Origin of the sequence: Paenibacillus sp. LBL, from assembly GCF_029893715.1 — a bacterium.
GTDB lineage: Bacteria > Bacillota > Bacilli > Paenibacillales > Paenibacillaceae > Paenibacillus_AQ > Paenibacillus_AQ glucanolyticus.
In genome coordinates, this window is sequence record NZ_JARXYU010000001.1 from 808,546 (window position 1) to 831,983 (window position 23,438).

The 23,438-nt window shown below is 45.2% G+C and carries 23 protein-coding genes; 4 read left to right on the plus strand and 19 right to left on the minus strand.

Translation table 11 applies throughout. The annotated features are described in order from the left end of the window. Positions 1 to 139: 139 nt before the first annotated feature. From M2277_RS03825 to M2277_RS03840, 4 genes are all read right to left on the minus strand, one after another. Entirely contained in the window at positions 140 to 1,312 is a 1,173-nt protein-coding gene (locus tag M2277_RS03825) for a methyl-accepting chemotaxis protein (RefSeq protein WP_063480358.1), read from the minus strand. 120 nt (positions 1,313 to 1,432) lie between these two features. Further along, on the minus strand, positions 1,433 to 2,164 hold the full coding sequence (locus M2277_RS03830; protein ID WP_040680925.1) for a response regulator transcription factor: 732 nt from the start codon (positions 2,162 to 2,164) through the stop codon (positions 1,433 to 1,435). Positions 2,165 to 2,234: 70 nt separating this feature from the next. Beyond that, positions 2,235 to 4,049 carry a two-component system histidine kinase PnpS gene (pnpS, locus tag M2277_RS03835; RefSeq protein WP_063480359.1) on the minus strand — a complete coding sequence of 605 codons (1,815 nt, stop codon included), beginning with the start codon at positions 4,047 to 4,049 and terminating at the stop codon, positions 2,235 to 2,237. Between the two features lie 25 nt (positions 4,050 to 4,074). After that, positions 4,075 to 5,046, minus strand: a complete 972-nt coding sequence (locus M2277_RS03840) for a bile acid:sodium symporter family protein (protein ID WP_280754176.1) — start codon at positions 5,044 to 5,046, stop codon at positions 4,075 to 4,077. A 269-nt stretch (positions 5,047 to 5,315) separates the two neighbouring features. Between M2277_RS03840 and M2277_RS03845 the strand changes: the two genes are divergently transcribed. Then, on the plus strand, positions 5,316 to 5,687 hold the full coding sequence (locus M2277_RS03845) for a hypothetical protein (RefSeq protein ID WP_063480361.1): 372 nt from the start codon (positions 5,316 to 5,318) through the stop codon (positions 5,685 to 5,687). Between the two features lie 115 nt (positions 5,688 to 5,802). Here the strand turns inward: M2277_RS03845 and M2277_RS03850 are convergent, their stop codons facing one another. The 6 genes from M2277_RS03850 to M2277_RS03875 all read right to left on the minus strand — a co-directional run bounded on the left by M2277_RS03850 (position 5,803) and on the right by M2277_RS03875 (position 11,563). Then, entirely contained in the window at positions 5,803 to 6,669 is an 867-nt protein-coding gene (locus M2277_RS03850) for an SDR family oxidoreductase (protein WP_006212031.1), read from the minus strand. 199 nt (positions 6,670 to 6,868) lie between these two features. Further along, a complete protein-coding gene (locus M2277_RS03855; RefSeq protein ID WP_063480362.1) occupies positions 6,869 to 7,294 on the minus strand; it encodes a hypothetical protein in 426 nt (141 codons plus the stop codon). Between the two features lie 151 nt (positions 7,295 to 7,445). Beyond that, on the minus strand, positions 7,446 to 8,387 hold the full coding sequence (gene mdh, locus M2277_RS03860; RefSeq protein WP_006212034.1) for a malate dehydrogenase: 942 nt from the start codon (positions 8,385 to 8,387) through the stop codon (positions 7,446 to 7,448). Between the two features lie 14 nt (positions 8,388 to 8,401). Beyond that, complete coding sequence (gene icd, locus M2277_RS03865) at positions 8,402 to 9,694, minus strand: NADP-dependent isocitrate dehydrogenase (protein ID WP_036643299.1); 1,293 nt, start codon at positions 9,692 to 9,694, stop codon at positions 8,402 to 8,404. A 143-nt stretch (positions 9,695 to 9,837) separates the two neighbouring features. Continuing rightward, the gene (gene citZ, locus M2277_RS03870) at positions 9,838 to 10,950 is read right to left on the minus strand and encodes a citrate synthase (RefSeq protein WP_006212036.1); all 1,113 of its coding nucleotides are present in this window, start codon (positions 10,948 to 10,950) and stop codon (positions 9,838 to 9,840) included. A 385-nt stretch (positions 10,951 to 11,335) separates the two neighbouring features. Next, positions 11,336 to 11,563 (minus strand): helix-turn-helix domain-containing protein, encoded by a 228-nt coding sequence (locus M2277_RS03875; RefSeq protein ID WP_280754177.1) that lies wholly within the window; start codon positions 11,561 to 11,563, stop codon positions 11,336 to 11,338. 81 nt (positions 11,564 to 11,644) lie between these two features. Here M2277_RS03875 and M2277_RS03880 point away from each other — a divergent pair, with 81 nt between their 5' ends. Both M2277_RS03880 and M2277_RS03885 read left to right on the plus strand, forming a co-directional pair. Next, a complete protein-coding gene (locus M2277_RS03880; protein WP_280754178.1) occupies positions 11,645 to 11,863 on the plus strand; it encodes a helix-turn-helix domain-containing protein in 219 nt (72 codons plus the stop codon). A 406-nt stretch (positions 11,864 to 12,269) separates the two neighbouring features. Continuing rightward, entirely contained in the window at positions 12,270 to 12,665 is a 396-nt protein-coding gene (locus M2277_RS03885) for a YhjD family protein (RefSeq protein ID WP_280754179.1), read from the plus strand. A 90-nt stretch (positions 12,666 to 12,755) separates the two neighbouring features. Here the strand turns inward: M2277_RS03885 and M2277_RS03890 are convergent, their stop codons facing one another. From M2277_RS03890 to M2277_RS03910, 5 genes are read right to left on the minus strand one after another with little or no spacing between them, the layout of a single operon-like run. Next, positions 12,756 to 13,034: a holin gene (locus tag M2277_RS03890; RefSeq protein WP_076152795.1), complete on the minus strand. Its 279-nt coding sequence runs from the start codon at positions 13,032 to 13,034 to the stop codon at positions 12,756 to 12,758. Then, positions 13,035 to 13,754: an N-acetylmuramoyl-L-alanine amidase gene (locus M2277_RS03895; protein WP_280754180.1), complete on the minus strand. Its 720-nt coding sequence runs from the start codon at positions 13,752 to 13,754 to the stop codon at positions 13,035 to 13,037. Next, positions 13,702 to 14,184 carry a phage holin family protein gene (locus tag M2277_RS03900; protein WP_481857752.1) on the minus strand — a complete coding sequence of 161 codons (483 nt, stop codon included), beginning with the start codon at positions 14,182 to 14,184 and terminating at the stop codon, positions 13,702 to 13,704. Before M2277_RS03900 ends, M2277_RS03895 begins: the two co-directional genes overlap by 53 nt. 24 nt (positions 14,185 to 14,208) lie before the next feature. Next, the gene (locus M2277_RS03905; RefSeq protein ID WP_280754181.1) at positions 14,209 to 14,457 is read right to left on the minus strand and encodes a hypothetical protein; all 249 of its coding nucleotides are present in this window, start codon (positions 14,455 to 14,457) and stop codon (positions 14,209 to 14,211) included. A gap of 12 nt (positions 14,458 to 14,469) precedes the next feature. Continuing rightward, positions 14,470 to 15,942 carry a phage tail spike protein gene (locus M2277_RS03910; RefSeq protein ID WP_280754182.1) on the minus strand — a complete coding sequence of 491 codons (1,473 nt, stop codon included), beginning with the start codon at positions 15,940 to 15,942 and terminating at the stop codon, positions 14,470 to 14,472. Positions 15,943 to 16,042: 100 nt separating this feature from the next. Here M2277_RS03910 and M2277_RS03915 point away from each other — a divergent pair, with 100 nt between their 5' ends. After that, complete coding sequence (locus M2277_RS03915) at positions 16,043 to 17,104, plus strand: acyltransferase family protein (RefSeq protein ID WP_280754183.1); 1,062 nt, start codon at positions 16,043 to 16,045, stop codon at positions 17,102 to 17,104. Between the two features lie 26 nt (positions 17,105 to 17,130). On the opposite strand, the gene M2277_RS03920 is transcribed toward M2277_RS03915, so the two are convergent. From M2277_RS03920 to M2277_RS03935, 4 genes are all read right to left on the minus strand, one after another. Beyond that, the gene (locus M2277_RS03920) at positions 17,131 to 19,101 is read right to left on the minus strand and encodes a glycosyl hydrolase family 28-related protein (protein ID WP_280754184.1); all 1,971 of its coding nucleotides are present in this window, start codon (positions 19,099 to 19,101) and stop codon (positions 17,131 to 17,133) included. Positions 19,102 to 19,113: 12 nt separating this feature from the next. Beyond that, a complete protein-coding gene (locus M2277_RS03925) occupies positions 19,114 to 19,920 on the minus strand; it encodes a distal tail protein Dit (RefSeq protein ID WP_280754185.1) in 807 nt (268 codons plus the stop codon). Continuing rightward, positions 19,917 to 22,892: a phage tail tape measure protein gene (locus M2277_RS03930; protein WP_280754186.1), complete on the minus strand. Its 2,976-nt coding sequence runs from the start codon at positions 22,890 to 22,892 to the stop codon at positions 19,917 to 19,919. The genes M2277_RS03925 and M2277_RS03930 overlap by 4 nt, the downstream gene beginning before the upstream one ends. 197 nt (positions 22,893 to 23,089) lie before the next feature. Then, positions 23,090 to 23,431: a hypothetical protein gene (locus M2277_RS03935; protein WP_280754187.1), complete on the minus strand. Its 342-nt coding sequence runs from the start codon at positions 23,429 to 23,431 to the stop codon at positions 23,090 to 23,092. Positions 23,432 to 23,438: the final 7 nt, after the last annotated feature.

Genomic DNA, 23,438 nt, shown 5'->3' on the forward strand with positions numbered 1-23,438 from the left:
CCTTCAAAATGGTTGTTGTCTCTACTTTCCTACTCACAATATTGATAATAATCCTGTAATGTAATAACAGTTTCTGAGAAATGTAAACTCTGTGTAAAATCTCAAAAAAAACTAGAATCATAGACATAGATTTCGACACTTACGTTGTTGAAACATCGCTGTTGCTCATTCCTGCAAGCTCTAATTTGACCCGCTCCACGCGCTGGACCGTTTCCTCTGCCAGTTGATAAACCCGATTGCCGGATATCTCTATCTCATGAACGGTCGTCTCCATTTCATGGAACATCTGACTGCCTTCACTCACATGACTCTCGCATGATTGGATTTCTCTCAGCGAAGATACGGCACCTTCGGCTGTATCCGCTGCGAGCCGCTCGATGTGCTGCAGCAGCTCGGATATATCGCCCGAGAGCTTTCGTGTCTGCTTGGCAAGCGACTGCACCTCTACCGCAACCACTTGAAATCCCCGTCCGTGCTCCCCTGCATGTGCAGCTTCGATCGAGGCATTCATGGCGAGCAGGCTGCTTTGATTCGCAAGCTCCGTAATCATTCCTGTGATAGAGGATATGCGGCTTGCATTCTGGACGAGCTCAGAAGCTTGTCCTTCACGCTTGGTCATATCATCGACAAGCCCAAGGTATGAGGTTCTGACAAGTTCCAGCTTCTCTTTCCCGGTATGGGACCATTCCCTCATCTGTTTGCATTCGGAACTTGTTTTCGCTGCTGCCTCTCTGACCTCGGTTAACGAGGATTGTATATTATGCGTATGGCGGTAACTTTCCTGCAAAATCAATTCCCGCTTCTCTTCGGCCTCGGCTTGAAGACCGCTGGACAGACGCATGAGGTCCCGGACAGTCAGCACCCCTGCAAGCCGATCCCCATCCGTTAACAGGACACAGTCGTAGAATTTTGAATCCGGACGCTCCAAAGCCATTTGAAGCAGGGATCCTACCCTCTCCGACATGTCGATCTTCATCGGGTGATGGTCAGCAAACCGAAAGGCTGGCCTCGTATAATACAAATCTACGGAGAACCTGCCCATCATGCGCTGGTAAAAAACATCTCGCATGATCAGACCTGACGGCCTGTCCTCCTCATTGCAGTAAATAACACAAGGGATGGACGGGTCCTTCGCGAACATATTCAGCACGTCCAGGCAAGATTCACTCTCCCGGATAATAGGGACCTTTCTTATGTACTGCCGATATGATGCACCTGCTTCAGGCTCCGTTGTTAATCGGCTCTCGAATGCCGCTTCCGCTTGTACTTCTACTACTGCTGATTGTGCCGGTTTGGTTTGAAGCAATGTCATGCGCCCTCACCCCTTTTAATCTGGTCCTTTAGACGCATCTTACTGGACTAGTATTAGGAGAATTTACTCAAAATATTAAGGCAATGTAAACAAAAAACCTAAAAAAGACTCCTCATCATTTCAAATCGAATGATGGGAGCCTTTTTTCGGATTAACAACCAGTTTATAGCCAACTCCGCGTATGGAGTCTATGTGCACGGATTCAGGATCAAGCTCAAGCTTCTTGCGAAGTGAACTTACGTGAACGTCCACGGTTCGCTGTCCGCCGATATAATCAAAACCCCAGACCACGTTCATGAGATCATCTCTTGTTAACACAACGCCCGGTTTTTTGGCCAGATAGAGCAGTACTTCAAATTCTTTCGGTCGGAGATTGATGCTCTGACCGCCCAGCCGCACCTCATATTTCTCAGGGTAGATTTCCAGCTGTCCCAGTGAAATGACATTACCCTGCTGGTCAGGCGTCTTTACCTCTTCCACATGGCCCGAAACCCTGCGCATGACCGCGGACACACGCGCCAGCAGCTCGGATACCCCAAATGGCTTCGTGATATAGTCATCCGCTCCCATCTTCAGACCTTGAACAACTTCCTCTTCGGCGTTCTTCGCAGTCAGAATAATGATCGGCGTAGTGATTCCGCTGCCGCGCAGCTTCTCTAAAATCTGAAAGCCATTCATTCCAGGCAGCATGACATCCAGCAGGATCAGATCATACTCATGATTGGCTGCTTTCTCATAGCCTGCAGTGCCGTGCTCCTCTACCTCGACTTGAAATCCTTCCTGCGTGAGATTGTAAGACAACAGCCGAGAAAGTGTCGGCTCATCTTCGATAACAAGCATGCGTTGACTCAATGTTACCCCCGCCCTTATCTAGATAATTGGACTGCTTATGCAAGTATATCAACAGAATGTTAACGGAGTGTTAACTTCCTGTTTCGTCCGTTTCCTGCAATACCGGAAGATCAATGATGAAGGAACTTCCGGTGCCGAGCTCGCTCTCCACCTTGATGGTGCCGTGATGAAGATCCACAAGATGCTTAACAATGGATAGTCCAAGCCCGGTTCCGCCTGATCCGCGTGAGCGTGCTTTATCCACCCGGTAGAATCGTTCAAATATGCGAGGAAGATCTTTTTTGGGAATCCCGATCCCGGAATCCGTCACCACGAACTCCACCATATCATCGGCACTGCCGTTATTATGCTGTTCACGCGCGGTTAATTTTACTCGTCCGCCTTCCTGCGTATAATTAATTGCATTGGAGAGCAGATTCATGAAAATCTGACGAAGTTTATCCTCATCCCCCTCCATAAACAACTCTTCCGGAATGTCCAGCTCCAGGGTGATCCGCTTCTTCTCAGCCACTGTACGCATCATTTCCGATATCGTATCAAAGAACACCGACAGGTGAATCGGCGAGTAATCCATCTGGATTCGCTTGGATTCGATTTTGGACAGCTCCAGGATGTCGCCGATCAGCCGGTTCAGCCGTTCGGACTCGTCGTATATAATCTGGAGGAAGGATCGCGAGGTCTTCTCATCTGTAACTCCACCCCCGAGCAGTGTTTCAGCAAACCCTTTGACCGCGGCAAGCGGGGTCTTCAGCTCATGGGACACGTTGGCTACGAATTCGCTCCGCATGCGTTCAAGCCTGCGGATATCACTTACATCCTGCAGCAGGAACAGCATTCCGCGATAGGAGTCCTCTTCCTCCTCCTGCCTCATCGTCACCCCATCCAACCGGATAATGGCTTCGACCGGATAATAAAGATTGCGCTCCTCATGAAAATCTTCCTTGCTCTCAAGTCCTTCCTCCATCAATTTCGTCAACTCATAATGCTGCTTGAGCTCACGGTATGATTTGCCGGTAATCACTTCGGCATCAATACCCAGCATTTTCTCGGCAGCCCGGTTGACGAGAATGATCTGACCTGCCCTGTTCACCATAACGATGCCGCCCGTCATATTGTTCAGAACGCTTTGCAGCAAATCCTCATTATCCCTTATGGTGCGCAGCTGGGTTTGCAGGCTGTCAGCCATGGCGTTAATGGCTTGTGCCAATTGGCCAATCTCATCCTGACGGTGAATCTTCACCCTCGCATCATACTCAAGGCGCGATATCCGTCTGGCTACGCGCGTTATTTTTTCCAGTGGTGAGGTTAAACCCTTGGCAACACGGTAACTCACCAAGGCAGCAATCAGAAACAACACCAGCAGGCCGATCCCCATAACCGTCCAGCCTTGTCTGACTCCCTGATCAACTTCCTTCAGGCTGACAGACAATCGGACGAACCCGTCAAAGTTCTCCCCTGCCTGAACAGGAAGTGCAACGTACAGCATGTCCTGCTGAAGGGTATTGCTCCGGCGGATGGTGCTGCCGCGGCCTTCCTTCACCGCTTGAAGCATTTCCTCACGATAGGCATGATTATCCATGGTTAGCGGATCGCTCTCCGAATCCCCGATAACCGTCCCATCCTTCAATATAAAAGTGACTCGAGCGTCGGACAACTCCTCCAGTTGTTTCGATCGTTCGGTATAATACGATAAGGCATCCGGATCGTCCGTAGCCGGAAACTCCATCATGGTCTGCAGAAGCCTGATTTCCCGAACCATATTGTCCTCGAGCAGCTGAATATGCGACTGTTTGAACACGGTCACCATAGCCAGGCCCGCTGCAAGCATGGATAGTCCAATTAAAGTAAGCATAATCAGGGTCAAGCGGTTGCGATACTGCCTCATGGTCTCTCCTCTTTCTGCTGCATAATCATTTTGGATATATTACCGCCCGCGTCCGCCTTCTATGAAACAGCGCATGAATAACCGTTGCGGCCGGCTGTTGAAACATAATGCCCAGTACAACCGGGATCGAAGCCTGCGGTGAGAAATAAGATGTCGCAAGCACCATCCCGAGAGATATATTACGCATTCCTGAAGCATATGTAAATGTGATTTGCATTTCCTGGGTCGGTCCAAGCATCACATACGAGCCAAAATACCCAAGCAGATAACATATCACAATCAGCGTAAGGACAACCGGTATAACCACCAGCATCTCATTCTTCAAGCCAGCTGCATGGGGAGCGATGGCTGCCGCATTGAGCATAACCACCAGCATGAAAAACAGCTTGGATATCGGCTGTGTCACCGGAGCCGACCAGTCCTTCATCCGCCCTTTGGATACTTCGTACAGCATCACTCCGATCAGTGTCGGCAGTACCACCATGGTCAACAAATCCAGAATCAGTTCAGAAGAGTTCCATGTAACCAGAGCATCCCCGATAAACATGTCCATCAATGCTGGCACAACCAGCGGACTCAGTATAGTATCCAGCACTACAACAGCTAATATGAACGGAACGCTCCCGCCGGAGCTTCCCACCCACATCACCGAGGATATCCCCAGTGGAATGATGGCGAATAACAGCAGACCTATCGTATAGTCGGACTGTGCTCCGAATACGGCAGAACCCAGTCCGTAAGCAAGCACCGGAGCCGCCGCATGGGCGAGCAGCAGCGTCAGTATGACGGCAAAGGGCTTTTTTAGAACACCTTGCAAATGTCGGATGCCGCAGCCAAGAGCCATGATCAATGTAATATAACCAAACAAATAGGGGATCCAGTGTACAAAATCCAGCAAATAATCCGAGAGCAGCCAGCCAAGCACCAGCGAGCCGGGAATCAGCAGAAAGGTGTACTTTTCAAACCAAGCTGCAAAAGCCAATCCAAAACTTCTCACCTGTTTCCTCCTATGACTGAATTGACGTATTTGACTTTCATCATAAACCGGAGTGTTCTGATCCGCAACGAAAATTCGAAATAAGATCATGCGAATTCATTGTGACTACGTAAGCAGGCCCTTTAGCCAGCAAGTACCAGATCGCTATCCGGAGTGCCAGATTCCATATCATCCATGCTCCGATAAAAATGTGTCGATCTCTCCCGTTGTATCAACCATACCAATCTATGAATCTCGCATATATTGGTTAAGGAAAGGAGGAGATTACGATGAAGAAAGTCTCAATCTCCCAGGTAGTTTATCCCAGACTCGCGCTTTATAGAGAAGAGTTCTACGCAGGACGCCGGTTTGTCGGACGTGGAAACTTAGGAATCCGCAATCTCGAAGGAACCTTTGGTGACATTGAAAGCCTGCGATTCTTCTCGACAAGATCCAGAGCCACCCTGGTTCTGTTCTCAAGACGTAATTTTAAAGGCGTATTCAGAGTGTTCCGCGGCAGCACCAATATCGCGGATCTTGGTGATATCATTGGCGGGGAGGAACCGGAATCCATTATCAGCTCGAACCGTTTCTTGACCCTGGACGAAATCAGAGAGATCCGGGATACCGGCGTTCTTCCGAGCGGTTTCAGAAGCGTCTGATTATCCGAATCATCAATCACATGAAAACAGCGAACATCCAGGCTGAAGTCCTGGATGTTCGCTGTTTTATTCTAGAAATGTATGCTCGAAGTCTCTCGTAACAGATACAAGTGACTTATCCGTTAATCACTTCACCGCCATTGACGTGAATCACTTGACCGCTCACATAGGAGGAGTCTGTTGATGCCAGATATACATAAGCCGGAGCCAGTTCTTCCGGTTGACCCGGGCGCTTCATCGGCTGGGTTGCGCCGAATTCACTCACCTGGTCCTCTGGGAAAGTTGAAGGGATCAGCGGCGTCCAGATCGGTCCTGGGGCTACAGCGTTTACCCGAATCCCTTGCTCAACGATGTTCATCGACAACGAGCGCGTAAAGGCTACAATGGCTCCCTTGGTGGATGCATAATCCAGCAGCTGCGGGCTTCCCCGGTAAGCCGTGATGGAGGTCGTATTAATAATCGAGCTTCCCTTGGACAGATGCGGCATGGCCGCCTGTGTCAGATAGAACATCCCGAATATGTTTGTTCGGAAGGTCCGCTCTAATTGTTCTTTCGAAATGTCCTCAATTTTCTTCTGAGGATGCTGTTCCGCTGCATTATTTACGAGAATATCGAGTTTCCCAAGCTTCTCTACCGTTTCGGTCACGGCATCGCGGCAAAAAGCATCATCGCCAACATCACCGGAGATCAGCAAGCATTTACGTCCTTCCTGCTCCACCTGACGCTTCGTTTCTTCGGCATCCTTGTGCTCGCTCAGGTACACAATGGATACGTCCGCACCTTCCTTGGCATAATGCACGGCTACCGCACGGCCAATGCCGCTGTCACCACCGGTGATCAAGGCTACCTTGCCTTGCAATTTACCGGCAGCTTTGTATTCATTACTCTCGAATTCCGGTTTCGGGTGCATCTCCGATTCCGTTCCTGGCCTGTGATCCTGATGCTGGGGCGGCAATGTTTGCTTTGGTTGATCTTGTGGCATATGAACATTTCTCCTTTCAGGTCAGTATCTCAAACAACCATTCTTAGGATGTGTACGACACGGCTCTTTATACTCCTAAAAAGCCTCTCGCTATTGTTTTTTACCCATATTGATCAGGATCAAACGTTGTACAGTGTTTTCTTTCAACAAAAAAACCGCCCGATTCACCGGGCGGTTTTCTTCTCGTATGTAGCTGTTCTTAGATGATATGGTTGAACACCATGAAGAAAATCATAACCAAAAGCAGCAAGGCCAGAAGAGCGCTAAGCGTACCCAGCTTGCTTGTTTCTTCCTTCACTTCACGCTTCTCGCGGATTCCTGCAAGCGCATTCTTCAGCGGTTTGCTCATAATGCCCCCTACCGCAAACATAGCCAGAAGCAGGATCGTTACAATAATCATCCAGGCAGGTGAATAGTCCCCTTGAGACATCAAGTATCCGCCAGTCAACAGCTGAATGACCAAACCATACTGAGCAAATCGATTCGTTACCCGAATCGTATTAATGGCTCCTTCTTGAGCACCGAGAGACAGCTTCTGAATACCGCCAACAACAAACGGCAGGATCAAGTAAAATCCTAGCGCCGCCGTACCGACCATATGCAGAAAAAATGTCACGTTCCACATAAATAATTCCTCCAAAGTCATTAGTGTGATTATTGTTACATACACGTCATCGTCCTTATTATACTGGACAGATCATCCAAAGAAAAGCAATCCCGCCCCTGGAAACGGGACGGGACTGCATTTTTAGACGATTCTGTGAAGCGTGATTCAGTTACAGAGTCACAACCGCCGTCACATTGCGTACAGATTCCGCGGATTTATCCAGTGCAGCTTTCTCTTCAGCAGTCAGCTCGAGCTCAAATATCTTCTCGATGCCGTCTCCCCCGAGGATGGCAGGCACACCCATGAACAGGTTGTCATAGCCGTACTCGCCTTCCAAGAGAGCAATAACCGGAATAATCCGCTTCTTGTCCTTCAGAATTGCTTCCGTCATCTGCACAAGAGATGCCGCCGGGGCATAGTACGCACTGCCGTTACCCAGCAGGTTAACGATCTCGCCGCCGCCAACGCGAGTGCGCTGTACAATCGCTTCAATCCGCTCGGCGGGAATCAATGTGTCGATCGGAATACCGCCGACACTGGAATAGCGAACGAGAGGGACCATGTCATCGCCATGACCGCCAAGAACAAATCCGCGCACATCCTCAACGGATACGTTCAGCTCCTGTGCGATGAATGTGCAGTAGCGGGCTGTATCCAATACGCCGGACTGACCGATAACGCGGTTCTTGGGAAATCCAAGTGTGTTATATGCCACATACGTCATGGCATCCACCGGATTACTCAAGATGATGACCGTCGAGTTCGGAGCGTGAGTCTTCACGTTCTCACATACCGATTTCACAATTCCTGCATTCGTGTTAACGAGATCGTCGCGGCTCATGCCCGGCTTACGAGCTACACCAGCTGTAATGATAACGATATCGGAATTTGCTGCATCCTCATAGTTGGATGTACCGACAATGTTGCTGTCAAATCCTTGAACCGGGCTTGCTTCCAGCATGTCCAGAGCTTTACCTTTGGTTGGGTTCTCGAGCTGTGGAATATCGAGCAGAACCACATCACCCAGTTCCTTTTGAGCAAGCATCAGCGCGGTCGTCGCACCAGTAAAGCCAGCACCTACTACCGTAATCTTTTTACGAGTAATTGCCACGATGTCTCTCCTCCTTACAGGTTTTTAATGATTTCGTCTGCGAACTCGGAGCATTTTACTTCTGTAGCGCCTTCCATGAGGCGAGCGAAGTCATAAGTCACGGTTTTGTTGTTGATGGATGTTTCCATGCCTTTGTAGATCAGGTCAGCCGCTTCCTGCCATCCCAAATGCTCAAGCAGCATAACGCCGGACAGGATAACGGAGCCTGGGTTCACCACGTCTTTGTCAGCATATTTCGGAGCAGTACCATGAGTCGCTTCGAAAATCGCATGTCCTGTTACATAGTTAATGTTAGCACCTGGAGCGATACCGATACCGCCAACTTGTGCAGCCAGTGCGTCGGAGAGATAGTCACCGTTCAGGTTCAGCGTTGCGATCACATCAAAGTCGGTTGGACGTGTCAGAACCTGCTGCAACGCGATATCAGCAATCGCATCTTTTACGATGATTTTGCCAGCATCTTCAGCTGCCTTCTGAGCAGCGTTAGCCGCATCGACGCCTTCTTGATCCTTGATGATGTCGTATTGAGCCCAAGTGAACACTTTATCGCCAAATTCAGCTTCAGCCACTTCATAACCCCAGTTTTTGAAGGCACCTTCCGTAAATTTCATGATGTTGCCTTTGTGAACCAGCGTAACGGACTTACGTCCATGCTTAACTGCATATTCCACAGCTGCACGAACAAGACGCTTGGAACCTTCAGCGGATACAGGCTTGATGCCGATACCGGACGTTTCCGGGAAACGGATTTTGTTCGCTCCCATCTCGTCTTGAAGGAACTTGATCACTTTCTTCACTTCTTCGGAACCTTCTTTATATTCAATACCTGCATAGATATCCTCTGTATTCTCACGGAAAATAACCATGTCAACCAGTTCGGGACGTTTTACCGGGGATGGCACGCCTGTGAAGTAACGAACAGGACGCAAGCAAGTGTACAGATCCAGCTCTTGGCGAAGAGCAACGTTCAGGGAACGGATACCGCCACCGATTGGCGTCGTAAGAGGTCCTTTAATTGCAACGATGTACTCGCGAATCGCTTCAAGCGTATCATTCGGGAGCCATTCACCGTATGTATTGTAAGCCTTCTCACCGGCAAACACTTCATACCAGGCAATTTTCTTGGAACCGTTATATGCTTTCTCTACAGCTGCATCAAGCACGCGCTTGGAAGCTTTCCAGATGTCACGGCCCGTCCCGTCACCTTCAATAAAAGGGATGACCGGGTTGTTAGGTACCTGCAAGCTGCCGTTATCAATCGTGATTTTGTCGCCTTCAGTCGGTAGTGCGAATTTTTCCAATTTCATAAGTATGAGTTCCTCCTTCGAATATGGTTCTTATTTCTAGCCATTCAGAAAAATCCATGTGAATAGGCACAGAGAAACCCGCCAGCCGCGATTCGCTCACGTTTAAGCGGTTCTCTAGCCTATTGTACATGATTGCCAGTCACTTAGCGAAGTTCTATCGGCACATATTTTTGATCGGTCAAACCTGTATACTCTGCACGCGGGCGGATAATACGGTTGCCTTCATACTGCTCAAGGATATGCGCAGTCCATCCGGATACGCGGCTGATGGCAAAAATCGGTGTGAACAACTCCTGCTCGATGCCGAGCTGAGTATAAACCGATGCGGAATAGAAATCAACGTTCGGCTTCAGACCCTTTTGGTTTGTAACCGTCTCGTCGATCAGAACCGACATGTCATACAGCGTGGTATCCCCTTTCATTTCACCAAGCTCACGAGACATTTTTTGCAGATGCTTCGCGCGGGGATCGCCGTTTTTGTAAACACGATGTCCAAAACCCATAATTTTCTCACGGTTGTCCAGCTTCTCCTGAATGTAAGCCTGTGCCCGATCAAGCGAACCGACTTCGTTCAGCATCTTCATAACGGCTTCGTTCGCACCGCCGTGCAGAGGACCTTTGAGTGCGCCGATGGCAGAAGTAACACCGGAATATATGTCAGACAGTGTTGCTACGGTTACGCGGGCTGCAAACGTGGATGCATTAAGCTCGTGATCCGCGTGAAGGACGAGCGCCTGATCCAGCGCCTTGATGGAAGTCTGATCAGGATCCTCGCCTCTCAGCATATACAGGAAGTTCTCCGAAATGGAGACGCCGGCTTTGGGAGCTACCGGATCCTTGCCCTGACGCACACGAGCGATAGCAGCAATGATAGTCGGAAGCTGAGCTTGCAGTTTAACCGCTTTCTTCTCATTCGCTTCACGGCTCATATCATCGCCTTCTGCGTCGTACAGCGCAAGCGCGGATACAGCGGAACGAAGCGCAGCCATCGTATTGCCGTCCTTCGGATACAATCTGATCTGCTCAATAAGCTCATCCGGAATTGCAGCGTAGTCGCTCAAATCCTGCTGGAGCGCCTTGAGCTCCTCTGCGTTTGGAAGCTTTCCAAACCAGAGCAGATAGGCTACCTCTTCAAAACTTGCATGTTCTGCGAGATCGTCAATATCATATCCACGGTAGGTCAGAACGCCATCGACGATCGAACTAATCGCGGAGGTGGTAGCTACAATGCCTTCCAAACCCTTGGTAGCTGTCATGCATCATCTCTCCTTTGTGATCGGGATAAACTGAACGGTTTTGACTTTCATGAAAACATTTTCATGAAGTCGGATGAAAAAGAAAAACACGCAAAAAAATTGCTATGGTCCTAGTCACAAAACCTTCTCATATCATACTGGATTTTGTCTGATATGTGAACATAAGCGACGACATTCGCCGCATCAAAATGTTTTATCGACACCATAAATTTTTTATTATGCGCTTACAAATCAGAATGTTTCAGTGCGTTTAATCACTAGGCACATCAAGCCTTTACCCTTTCTGTATCTGTTTGATTCTGGATGTTTCAGGGTACAAATTGGTGAGTTAATTTGTTCGACATAAAAAGTGTGGGAAAAAAGTGGGAGGGGTATACCCTCCGCTTTATCTTAAATTACAACAATTCTGAAAGCAAACGTACTGAAAATCCGTACCATAAAGTCCAACTAATCTGACTGCAACTTTAATGGGCAATTCGCTGGGGTTGGCTTCATAGTTGGTTAGCTCATTTTCTGTAATTCCGATATGAGTAGCTGCTTCAGTTAATGAATAACCTCGTCTTAGACGCAATGATTTAATTCCCTTGGGGCAATCATTAGATCCTGCTTGCATACCCATCATCATCTCCTATGTCATTTGAAGTAAAAAAAATATATACTAGTTCCAGTAACATCCTCGAAAGGAGAAGTTACTGTGGCATTTTCCCAAGGGAGATGCCTATTGAAGCAACGTCTAGCGCAAAGACGTATGACCCAATCTGAGTTATCGAGAAGAACCGGTTACTCTCGACAACTCATATCTCATTACGCTAACAACCGCGCTTATATGTCGCCAGGAGCAATGAGAACAATTTCGTATGTACTTAGATGTGATATGGAAGATTTGTATGATTGGGTGTGGAGCGATCAATAGGCTTCTCCCCGGGCCCTTGTATACCCACACTATACATTAATATTGGTTAATTCAACCATTGGTAAAATTTTACTAGGATTAATTACCTACTTTGACTAAACCTAACATCATTCACCCCTCTTTCTAGAACACCTCTCTCATAACCAAATCCAACATAATATATTTGATAATAATGGCTACTGCATTAGCATTGATAGCTGTTGCCAACTTTAGAAACTCCACCTCCTCCGCCTATTAATATTACTTAACCTATTCAAGCACATTAGAAATAAACAGAACGAGAGATCCCAGTTATAAATACTATTTTGGTATAATATTACTACGAACAAATGTTCTTAACAAGGATTGATTTAATATGTGCTTGGATATAATATAGTACATATGTTCGTATTTGGAGGTTGGTGAAATGAGTATTTTAGAAGCTATTACGCCTGAAGATCGTATGTATGTCAAAAGATATATATTATTGGTACTTGTGATTGCTGCTTATGAACGGGACTGCCGATACATTGAAGCTAATCTAAAAACGCCCGGACCATATATAGATACAATAAAGCTAGCCATAAACAGAGCATGGGATGATCTAAAGGATGTGAAAAAGCATTTCCGGTCCAAGGGCCTTAAAGTATACGAACAGAACAGCACCAAGATAGGGATACATGCAAAGTTTATGTGTAGGGGATATAGATCGGATATTGAGTTGCGTTGGGAGTTTATAACGGCAGAGGCATCTGTATTAATGCGTAAGTATCTAGAGTTAGATATAAGTATGTATGAAGACAACCCACTAACAAAAAAATAACCCCGTCAGCCTAAGCCAACAGGGTTATCTTTACCGATGCTATCGGTTTTGAAGTTATTATATTTCATTTGGGACAATTTGTAAACAATATCAATCCTTCGTGGTGCCTTTACGATCACTAAATACCAACTCAAATAAGCCGGTCGCAGATAAACCGGCGATACCACCAGCCCACAACCTCAAAGTTAAATCAAGATCGGTAAAAGGATATGCAGCAGCTCCCACCAATACCCCGATTATCAGACCAACAACAGGAACGATGTTAACCGGCATATTGATTGTTTTCTTCGCTAATTGCACCAAAGCCAACACAAAAACGGCCAATGTCGTAGCAAAGGCCAGAACCGTTGTTAATACTTCATTATTCATTTATTTATCCTCCTTGGTGATATGCACCGTTAAGTTATCTTTATCCCATCTGACAGACGCTCCTAGAGCTTCTGCAACTGCCCTAGATGGCGTGAATGTGGTTCCACCGTCTAAGTATCCATCTGCAACCTTCTTGCCGTTTACGAGGACCTTCACTTTCTGTTGTTCCACTTTAGTAACACCCACTTTCTTTAATTCTTTGTACAACTGGTCCCACGGAAACTTAGTACCGGGACAATACGGTTTTCGTTTTGGATCCACTTGAAAATGCCCAATCACATGGTACTCGTCAAGCTTCATGTCGCGCCTATACAGGCGTTTTATTTCTGCCTGGATATATTTGTGCAACCAGATAGAAGCAGCGAACTGTTCGACCGTCAGTAGCCCGTCAGTACCTTCATGCTCGATACTAACTGTATATTTGTTCGGATTAATGCTTGGATTGTTTCGCACTACATCTGCCTTAGCGTTTAACTGCTCCCATTTGCTCATGCCATTTGCCCATGCCATCCGTTCAATCGGAACATATTGATGGATTTCACCTTTCTTAGAAACACCGAAGTGTGCACTACTTACCTTGTTACCTGAAGAAGTGAACCAATTATCCATGCTTCCCATCGAACCGGCTGAAATGTGGTTAACAATTACATAAGGTACATGTCCATCTCTACTGCTGCTGTTTGTGTGTTGGTTCCCCTTCTGAACTATCTTGTACGACATCCTTCTCATCCCCCTCCCCACTCTTCTTGTTGAATGCATCTATCGCCCCACGCAATACCTGAGGGACAGGAACACCCATACGTCCCACATTTTCAATTATCGATAGCAGTTCGTTTGCCAAATAAAAAAAGATCACAGCATTTTGGAAATACTGTAATCCCCCTAGGGCCATATCTATAAAGTGTGACACCATGATTAGCAGGAATATTGCTATCTTTCGGGCAATACCGTAATATCCGACTCTGCTTCTAAGCTCTCCATTGATCCAAGCAGCCGCCCAGCCAGTTAACCAATCAATGATGACAAAAACCAATAATATGTGTATCAACAGGCTCCAACCTCCAAACATATAACCCATCAGCGCCCCCGATACTGTGGATATGGTTTTAAATATTTCTCCAGACCATTCCCCCACGACCCTTACCCCCATTCTCTCTATACATAGACCCTTTTTTTAGAAATCTGGAAATGAGGTATCTACGCTGTCAATGATTCTTTGAACCTCTGCCGCATTCTGTTCCAGTAATTCATATTGCTTTTTCAATGACTCGACCTGACGAATAATGCCTTGTTGCTGCACCCTGTATTGATTTATCTCGCGTTGCAATTCCTCCAATGACAACTTCTTCTCTACGGTTTCGGTTATAACTACCTTACCTTCTTCGAATACATGTTCTTTGGAAATAACTTTCGCTTCTGCCATGTCCACGCCTCCTTATAATCCGATTACAGTTGCATCGCTAAAATCTACTACACCTTGAAATTTCGTTTGCCCAAAAGCTCGAAGGAATAATGTGTTGTCTGCAATAATGTGCAGTTCATCAGAGATAGAATATACCTGCCCCTCATAACTTCCATCTGGTCCGTAATAAACGTGTCCAGACATACCTGCTCCACTATTCATGCCTAAAGCGACACGCAATGTGCCAGACTGATCATAGGCGCTCAATCCAAAAATGTCAGCCTCGATTCTAGCGCCACTTGACGATGTTCTTAGGGTACTACCAGTTATGGTGGCCCCATAAATATCAGTTCCTGTTATTGTACCGCCAGTTATGGTGGATGCGGTTATATCCCCGCTGAATTCAGCTCCTACAGCCTTCATATGACCAGTTTCATCAACACTGAAGTTGCTTCCTATTTGAATCTCCCCGCCGATAAATTGACCGGCTCTTACGACTCCTGTAAATTCATATTCTTGGTTGATCGGATCGAAGTATAAAGAATCCGTATAACTTCCGCTACCGTTGCCCTTCTGCATGCGGAATTCATCAGCGTTAAAAATGGATTTAGCCATTTTGTCGTAGCGTTCGATGACTATCCCTTCGTCCGGTCCAATCTTAACGCCATACATCCATTTGTCCTTGCCTACTGTTGTCGTCTGAATCAGGTAAATAGTATCCTGGATACCTTCAATATAATTGGCTATGGTTACTTTGGAATTGATGCGGCGTTTAGGTGAATAGGAATATTCAATGATACGCTGTTGTTCATTGATCCCTAATTCCTCGTCAATGATGTCCACGGTGTCCCCGAGTTCGAAATATTCCAGGCCTTCGAATTCCGGTAATGTGTTCAGTTCCACCACATCGATTTCATAGGACGTTAATACCTCGCCTGATTGCCCGTTAACGTCCTTTACGATACCTTTGAGGTTCTTGCCTAACCGGAATTGCACGCCGCGATCTTGGCCTCTTCTAGAAAGCAATGACACGGTGTATTTGTCAAAGTACAGTTCGCATCCTGTTTGAGCTGCTATTTCCATCAGGACACCACGGACATTAACGCCTTCTTTTAGTTCTATGCTCACGTACTGATGATGTTGGACCGCACCGACCATGAACCCCGTTCCCTCAAGCGCCATGTTCAATAAAACCCAAGGTGTATTTGTATGGATGAACCCACCTTCGAACAAATGAAAAAGCAGGTCATAAGAGACCTGCTCACATTCCACTGCTATGGCTACCTCATTGCTTTCTGATCGTGTACGCCTGTGCTTGACTATGTTGAAATATTGTCCTTCAGCCTCAGCAATATTACCGACTTGGATGTATTGGCTCTTATCTTCATCAAGTACAACTGAAAATCTAAGAGTATAAGCTCCGTTTAGTTGTTCGGTTATTTCATCGTTTAGATAATCCTCAAATATGGCTAGAGGTTGGAGATATGAGTTTAATATTGTTATCAACGTATCACCTCCAAGAGAATCAAATATAGATTGCATAATTTTCACAATCCTTATTCGTAGCATGTTATAATATCTACACTATTCAAGAGGGGTACACGACATGAAACAGACTAGACACTTTTATATTGATCATTTTAGGTTTATTGCAATACTGTTAGTTACTGGTTATCATCTTTGGCGAATGTTAGGAAAACCAGAGATAACTTTTTATCATTATAATATGTTTGCAATATTTGAACGCGGCTATTTTGGAGTTGATCTTTTTTTCTTTATTTCTGGGTTTTCTTTGGCGTACACCACTAGTAAAAAAAATGAGACTTTTGACAATTTAGCAGGTTATAAGAAATTTGTCATGAACAGATTTATGCGATTAGCTCCACCATACTATGTTTGTTTATTAGTATGGAATATACTCCTTTATTTAGGGGTTACAAATAAATCACATGGTGTTATCGATAATATTTTACATATTCTTTTCCTTCACAACTTAGATCCTTCTACTGTATATTCTATATCTGGTGTACTGTGGATTGTAGCACCAATAATGCAGTTTTACTTAATCTTCCCACTATTGTACAAAACAGCACTAAAGAAGCCGTTGTTCCTTTTTGTTAGCTCAGCAGCGGTTACGCTTATTATTAACTTAATCATAATACCTTATTTTTTGTCAGGCACGAGCTACGGTAAATACAAAGTTATTTTAGATACATCGATATTTAGTTATCTTGTAGTATTTGTTTTAGGCATTTTAGCTTTCCTATATAAAGATAAGATACTAAGTATCATAAACAATAAAATCATTGTCGTCTTATTCACGATATTGATTATTCACACAACTTTTCTTAAGGTCCCTCTAATTTCAAACCAATTTATAGATCACATCGTAACCGGTTCTTTGTTCGGATTTTTCATGCTTTACTATTCCAACTTGAAATTATCAGAAAATAACACACTCAATCTTTCACTATCTAAGTTGGGTGAGTATTCTTACTCTATTTTCTTGTACAATTACATTTTCATGATTTATAAATCACCCATTAGTACTGGCGTGTATGGCTGGTTTTTCTACTTCATATTAGTTTTTTCATTTGGAATATTAATGTACTTTTTTGTTGAAAAGCCTCTTGCTAAATTAACAAAAAAACTTACGCCAAGAATGTAAAAGGGATACACCTGTATCCCTTTCTTTTAATTTTCAACACCGTCTATCAAATGATATCCAACCTTTCCCATAAACCTAATTTGAAAAGTAGCGACAGTACTATTCTCATATTCGGCTACCGCGCTCATATCCAAATTAGTGCGACCATAATCGTAAAACATATCGATAGTTAAAACACCGCCAGTCCACACATAAGGAAGTTCAGGAGCGTTTATAGATTTACATTCACAAACTACATTCGCTCTTGGGCTAGTAGTTTTACGGTATTTCTCTGTAACCGCAATACCAGTAAAACGTCTAACCCCAACCCTGAATCCCGTCTTGATTCTATTGCCAATAATGCACACGCCTTTAGAGTAATCTTCAGTTAGAGGAGTGTCAGTCCATTCATTTGGGACATACCCGTCTTTTATCGGAAACCAAAGGGCTCGCCTTATTCGTTGTGCATTGGTTTGCCCTACCATGTCCTCACCCAATCTATGCTGAATCTTCCCTCCACTGTACCTGAATTCTAGTATGAAAGTGATGTCCATCAATTCTGCATTTCGCCTCGGTCCGTTAGAATACATTACATAATCTGGGACAAAGGTTATATCCCCCAATACTTTGGCATCAAACTCATTGTATAAATCAAGATTGTCAGCAATTCGACATCCTACAAAGGAAACATCTTGTGTGTTGTTTGTAGCTGAGAATTTTGGTGTGTTATTCAATGCATTCCCTGGCGTTTCGAAATGGGTAGATGTAAAAGACACTCTTCTGCATCTGTTTAGTTTTACCGGTATATCAGTTTTTGTTCTAATTTTGCAATTCGTGAAGAAGTGTCCTCTGATAGTGTTACCACCAGAAATATATCCGTCGATTAAAAGCGCTGTGTCTCCATTATCAAGATTTGGAGAAAATAAATCCTTCGAATGGTGGTCCTGACTATGGATAATGCAATTCACAAATGAAGTTGAGGAAACACCTTCTGAACCTTCTAGAGTTGTTATATTGCTCCCTAAATTCCCGTCATCACTACCTAAAATACCAACTCCAATATTCCCTTGAAAAATCGAATTTGTGAGTTTATTGTCATCAGCTGATACACTATTCGCTGTGGCCTCAATCAGTAATCCGAATTTGGCCCAGTATCCGCCTACAACCACGTTATCAACCAAACACTGTCTTCCTTCATCGAGCCATAGACCGACATCGAATTTCGCTCTATTGTCGTTTGATGGACTTGTATAGTTACCCAAAGTGTCATATACATCAAAATCACATATGATCGCTAGGTCTCTTACGGTTACATACGATCCCGAAGTGTTTTTAACCGCGCTTGTCAAACTCGGGTAATCTGCTCTACCTGTTGCAAATTGTGTTTGTCCTGTTCCTTTAAATAAAAGAATTGAGCCTTGTGTCCTGTTGTCGACACCTCTCGGATCAGTACCTCCAACACCTAAATCAAATGCCGTCCAGTAACAAGCTCCAGAACCCAAGATATGAACATTGTGCGGCACTTCAATCGTGTCCGTACATACAAAACAACCTGATGGAACGAACACTACCCCACCGCCAACAGAAGCAGCGTTAATAGCATCCTTCAAAGCCTGGGTATCGTCTGCTACACCATCCCCTGTCGCCCCAAAACTTCTAATATTAAAGTACAATCTTTCTGCTTTTGAGCTTATTTCGCTAGTCATAGCATTTAATCGATCACCCAATACATCGTAACCATCACGAGAATCAACAATTTCAGTATTGTCATCACCCGCCTGAGCAACAATTTCACTAATGCGTTTATACGTGTTGTCAATACCTTCTTTTGTATTGGCCCCTGGCGCATCGCCTGAATAAGTAATGTCTTGAGCGGCGTGTGCTGTTGTTGAGGCGACATGTCCCGTCAATTGTGAGTTAATCTTTTGAAAGTTACGATTTATTTTCGGATACATTTCTCGCAATGTGTCGGGTGGATTACCGTTATCCGCACCTTTAATGATTTCGATGTCTGCCATTTAATTCACCCCTTACGCATATTTCTGACGGAACTTAAGTTTCATATTGTAGTTCAATCCTGTTCCACTTACCTGAATGTTGGATATTCCAACAGGCAACTTACCGAACCGTGCGTTCGTGTTTTGTAAAACATTTTGCGTCCCGATCCAGGCTGTCTTACGTTGGAAATCCAAAGTAAGTGTTCCGGACATCGGAACTGAATATATAAATTCAACGCCACCAACCGTCAGAGATAAATAAGAAAACGCCCCGGCTATCTCAATGATTGGCTGGGCGTTTTGATTTCCTGTGTTATATGTTGGAATGGTTTGTGGACCGTTAACGAAAAATTCATACGCTGTATCAACGTATATATCGCTATCAACGACTATGAGACTATCTACGTTTATTTCATGGGACCAATACGTGCTATAGGCGAATGGATCAAATGCCGTAAATGGTAATGTAAATGTACCGAGACCACCTATTCGATCAATTGGGGAATCGCCAGTATACCGGACCGTATACTGCCTATCCGGTTGATTAGCAAATATGATAGGCATTGTCTTCGGTCTCCCATCACCATCCAATAAAAAAGCAGCAAGCGCCGAAACACGTTGCTGCAATTCTATATGGTTCTTTGCGAAAAACGCACATTCCAGTTCAAATTGTTTCGGCCCCATGGTTGCCCCGAAGTCATATGCTCCGTGCATTCCCGGGACCGTGACAATAGTATCCACCGTAGAAGATAGGATTGGGCGCTGAGTCCTGCGAAACACTCCCATGCCTAACGACTTCGGTGTTACACCGTCTAGGGTTAATACTATTTCGTGACTCAAGTCGCCACACCTCCCAATCCTCTTGAGTTTCCAGTGATATAACTTCCGATTCCTTGACTCAATTTCCTGATATCTTCATCATTGCGAACATTGAAGTTAGCTCCCTTGAACATCCCTTCCATGTTGTATTGATTAACCACACCGCCTGTAGGTGCGCTTCCTTGCGCTCCTGACATCGCACTCGATGCCGCAACCGATAAACCTACCGGATCGACAGACATGGCCTTAGAAACGGCTCCTGATAGATTCTCGGCTGATTTAACAGCCAACCTACCAGCATCAGCAATACCGATAGCCAAACCTTCCGAAATGTACTCGCCGTATCCCATCATCAAACGAGATGGAGATTTAATTCCGAAGAAGTCTTTGAATCCGTTTTTGATCTTAGCAGCAACATCCTTTGCGCTGTTCCATACCGCGTCAGCCATATCCTTAATACCATTGATAAGTCCTTGCATGATGTCCTTACCGATGGTCTTCATGGTTGCTCCGACATTGGAGAACATGTTCTTAATGCCGTTCCATATCGATTCAGCAATGCCTTTCACAGCATCCCAGGCACCTTTCCAATCCCCTTTTAGGACTGCAAGGAAAGCTTTGATAACACCAGATATTACGCCAATCACGGTTTCAATAGTTATCTTGATGGAATTCCAAGTTCCAGAGAATAAAGTTTTGATCACATTTAGGGCGGTTGTAAACAGCCCCTTGATCGTTGTACCCCATGTATCCCAGAATGATTTAATCCCGTTGAATATCATTTTTACTACAGCAGCTATAGCGTTGAATACCGCACTAAATACTGTTTTTAATATTTCGAATACATTTTTGAACGCTTGAGTAATCTCTGGACCCCACTTGGCCCAGAACGCTTTAAGGTCGTCAAATACCTTCTTTACAATTTGGGCTATAGCATCGAATACTACTTTGAAAACGGACTTGGTTATCTCCCAATTGTTTTTGAAGAAAGCAACAATATCGGCACCCCATTTGTTCCAAAAGGATTTTATCCCGTTGAACACATTGGTTGCTGCTGTTTTCAAGAACTCCCAGGCTGCATTCAGGCCATTCCTGACAGTCTCGTTATTGTTGTATAAATAGGTAAGTCCAGCAGCTAGAGCGGCAACGGCAGCAATAACTATGCCGATTGGTCCGGTTATTACCGATATAGCCGGTCCTAACATCGTAAATCCTGCTGCTATCTGAGGTAGAAACCCGACTAGCAATGTTAAAGGGCCGATTATTAACGCCAACACTGCTGTTATAGCACCTGCAATGGCAATAAATGATTGAACTGAAGGTGAGAGCGAGTTGAAACCATCAACCAATCCTTGAACGAGTTTTGCCAACATATCCAGGGCCGGGAGTAATGCGGTACCCAATGAAATCTGAGCAGTTTCAACAGAGCCGCCCAACTCTTCCATAGCACCTTTAAAGGTGTTTAGCTTCTGAGCCGCCACATCTGCCGCCGATATCTTACCCATAGCCTCAGCCATTGAGTTAATACCATTGGCTCCCTCTTTAAAAAGGATGTTGGCACCACGAATAGCGTCAGATCCGAACAAGGTGTTCAAGCTTACCTGACGTTGTTCCGCTGTCATATCTTTCAAGGAGTTTTGCAGGATATCTGCAATTTCAGCCATTGATTTTAAATTACCGTTGGCATCATAAAACTCTGATGACATCGCTCCTGAGCTGAAAGCCATTTCGTTAAAGGCTTTATTGGCTTTTGCCGATCCTACCTTAACGCCATCTAACTCAGCTGAATAGGTCATCATCGCATCTACGACATCTTTAGTAGCAGATGAAACAGGCGTTACCCCATTACTGACCAAGTAATCCATTGCCTTTTGAGCGTTGAATGAGTACAAACCAAGCTTGTCAAACTCAGCTGCTGCGGCATCAGTAGTAGGTGTAAGGCGCATGAGCATTGTCTTTAGGGAGGTACCAGCATCAGAACCTTTAAGGCCGTTTTGCGCAAATAAAGCAAGCGCAGTAGTGGTATCTTCAAAACTCAGTCCTACTCCTGATGCAACAGATGATACAGCGGCAAGCGAGAACTTCAATTCTCCAACGCTTGTTGCGGATGCATTCGCGGCCCCTGCTAAGATATCAGCCGCATCATTGACCGATATTGCATCTGCTTTAAAAGCGTTAAGGGCTGTCGATGCAATCTCAGCCGCATCCGCCAACTCAAGCTCACCGGCTGTAGCCAAGGATAAGGCACCATCTAAACCGCCGCTTAACACGTCTTGGATACTGACACCGGCTTTGATTAATTCCTCTATGCCTTGTGCAGCTTCCGTGGCGCTATACTTTGTGTCAGCTCCCATTGTGATTGCTAACTTTTCAAGTTCATCTCTGAACTCTGTCACTTCTTCAGGAGCCATAACAGAGAATGCGTTTGCCATGCCTTGTTCGAAGTCTGCGGCCTTACTTACAGCCACACCCAAACCAGCAGCAATACCAGCACCAACAGCCGTGACCCCGGCACCGACTTTTTTCATCTGCTCGAAGCTGTTACCCATTGACTGCTGGGCTTGTTCGAATGATTCCTGATAGTCCTTGCCGAGTTGAGAAACAACCACCCCTTGTTCTTTCAGTGATTTCGTTGTTTCATCAAGTTGGCCATCCATCTTTTTCAGTTCTTGCTCAGTCTTAGTTAACTCGCGTTGAAATGCTCGATATTGGCCTTCACTTATCTCGCCTCGGGCGAACTGCTCGTTCACCTGCTGCTGGGCAGTTTTCAAGGTGTTCAGCTTCTGGCTCGTATTATTAATTGCATCGGATAAGAGCTTTTGCTTTTGTGCAAGCAGTTCCGTATTACCTGGATCAAGCTTCAGCAATCGTTCAACTTGCTTTAACTCTGACTGTATGTCCCTACTTCGTTTGTTAACGTCTGATAGGGCTTTCGATAGCCCCGTTGTTTCGGCTCCTATTTGGACGTTAATGCCACGTATTGTCTCTGCCATCTACTCACCTCTATCTGCCGTAAAATGCGTCAATATCATCCTGTGTAGCGTCTTTCGGCTTATCGTCTTCGGCACCGGAATAAAACTTTGCGAATGATATAAGATCCGATGATCTCAATTCGTTAATTTCTGTGAAACTTAATCCCGAACGCTTACCAAGCGCCAATAAACGGATTTCGATATTGTCATCATTACCGCTACTTTTGGACTGCTCCTTTGACTCCGGCACGAAAAAATCCGTCTGCGGCTTCCTCCATAGCAGCGGTCAAGAAATTAGCATCGGAAAAATCAATGTTCTCAAGTGATCCAAGCCACGTTTCGAATGAAGGGAACTGCTTACCGTAAGAGTCTGCTTTTGCCATGGCCCAGATCAGTTGCAGCACAGATAAAACCTCAAGTTTGGAAGGATCCTCTGCAACCTGCCCCATCTTCATCAGATCACCGAGCAAATCACTTTTGAATTCCTGCTTATAAAACAAAAGAGCCAGAGTGGTTGCTCTGACTCTTACAACTTGGTTACCAATGTTTATTTCTCTCATTTTTCAA

Excerpts from the sequence above, each read along its gene's own strand:
- M2277_RS03825 (WP_063480358.1), bottom strand. The coding sequence starts at position 1,312 with ATGACATTGCTTCAAACCAAACCGGCACAATCAGCAGTAGTAGAAGTA.
- pnpS (WP_063480359.1), bottom strand. The coding sequence starts at position 4,049 with ATGAGGCAGTATCGCAACCGCTTGACCCTGATTATGCTTACTTTAATT.
- M2277_RS03845 (WP_063480361.1), top strand. The coding sequence starts at position 5,316 with ATGAAGAAAGTCTCAATCTCCCAGGTAGTTTATCCCAGACTCGCGCTT.
- M2277_RS03850 (WP_006212031.1), bottom strand. The coding sequence starts at position 6,669 with ATGCCACAAGATCAACCAAAGCAAACATTGCCGCCCCAGCATCAGGAT.
- M2277_RS03855 (WP_063480362.1), bottom strand. The coding sequence starts at position 7,294 with ATGTGGAACGTGACATTTTTTCTGCATATGGTCGGTACGGCGGCGCTA.
- icd (WP_036643299.1), bottom strand. The coding sequence starts at position 9,694 with ATGAAATTGGAAAAATTCGCACTACCGACTGAAGGCGACAAAATCACG.
- citZ (WP_006212036.1), bottom strand. The coding sequence starts at position 10,950 with ATGACAGCTACCAAGGGTTTGGAAGGCATTGTAGCTACCACCTCCGCG.
- M2277_RS03875 (WP_280754177.1), bottom strand. The coding sequence starts at position 11,563 with ATGCAAGCAGGATCTAATGATTGCCCCAAGGGAATTAAATCATTGCGT.
- M2277_RS03885 (WP_280754179.1), top strand. The coding sequence starts at position 12,270 with ATGAGTATTTTAGAAGCTATTACGCCTGAAGATCGTATGTATGTCAAA.
- M2277_RS03890 (WP_076152795.1), bottom strand. The coding sequence starts at position 13,034 with ATGAATAATGAAGTATTAACAACGGTTCTGGCCTTTGCTACGACATTG.
- M2277_RS03895 (WP_280754180.1), bottom strand. The coding sequence starts at position 13,754 with ATGTCGTACAAGATAGTTCAGAAGGGGAACCAACACACAAACAGCAGC.
- M2277_RS03900 (WP_481857752.1), bottom strand. The coding sequence starts at position 14,184 with ATGGGGGTAAGGGTCGTGGGGGAATGGTCTGGAGAAATATTTAAAACC.
- M2277_RS03905 (WP_280754181.1), bottom strand. The coding sequence starts at position 14,457 with ATGGCAGAAGCGAAAGTTATTTCCAAAGAACATGTATTCGAAGAAGGT.
- M2277_RS03915 (WP_280754183.1), top strand. The coding sequence starts at position 16,043 with ATGAAACAGACTAGACACTTTTATATTGATCATTTTAGGTTTATTGCA.
- M2277_RS03920 (WP_280754184.1), bottom strand. The coding sequence starts at position 19,101 with ATGGCAGACATCGAAATCATTAAAGGTGCGGATAACGGTAATCCACCC.
- M2277_RS03930 (WP_280754186.1), bottom strand. The coding sequence starts at position 22,892 with ATGGCAGAGACAATACGTGGCATTAACGTCCAAATAGGAGCCGAAACA.
- M2277_RS03935 (WP_280754187.1), bottom strand. The coding sequence starts at position 23,431 with ATGAGAGAAATAAACATTGGTAACCAAGTTGTAAGAGTCAGAGCAACC.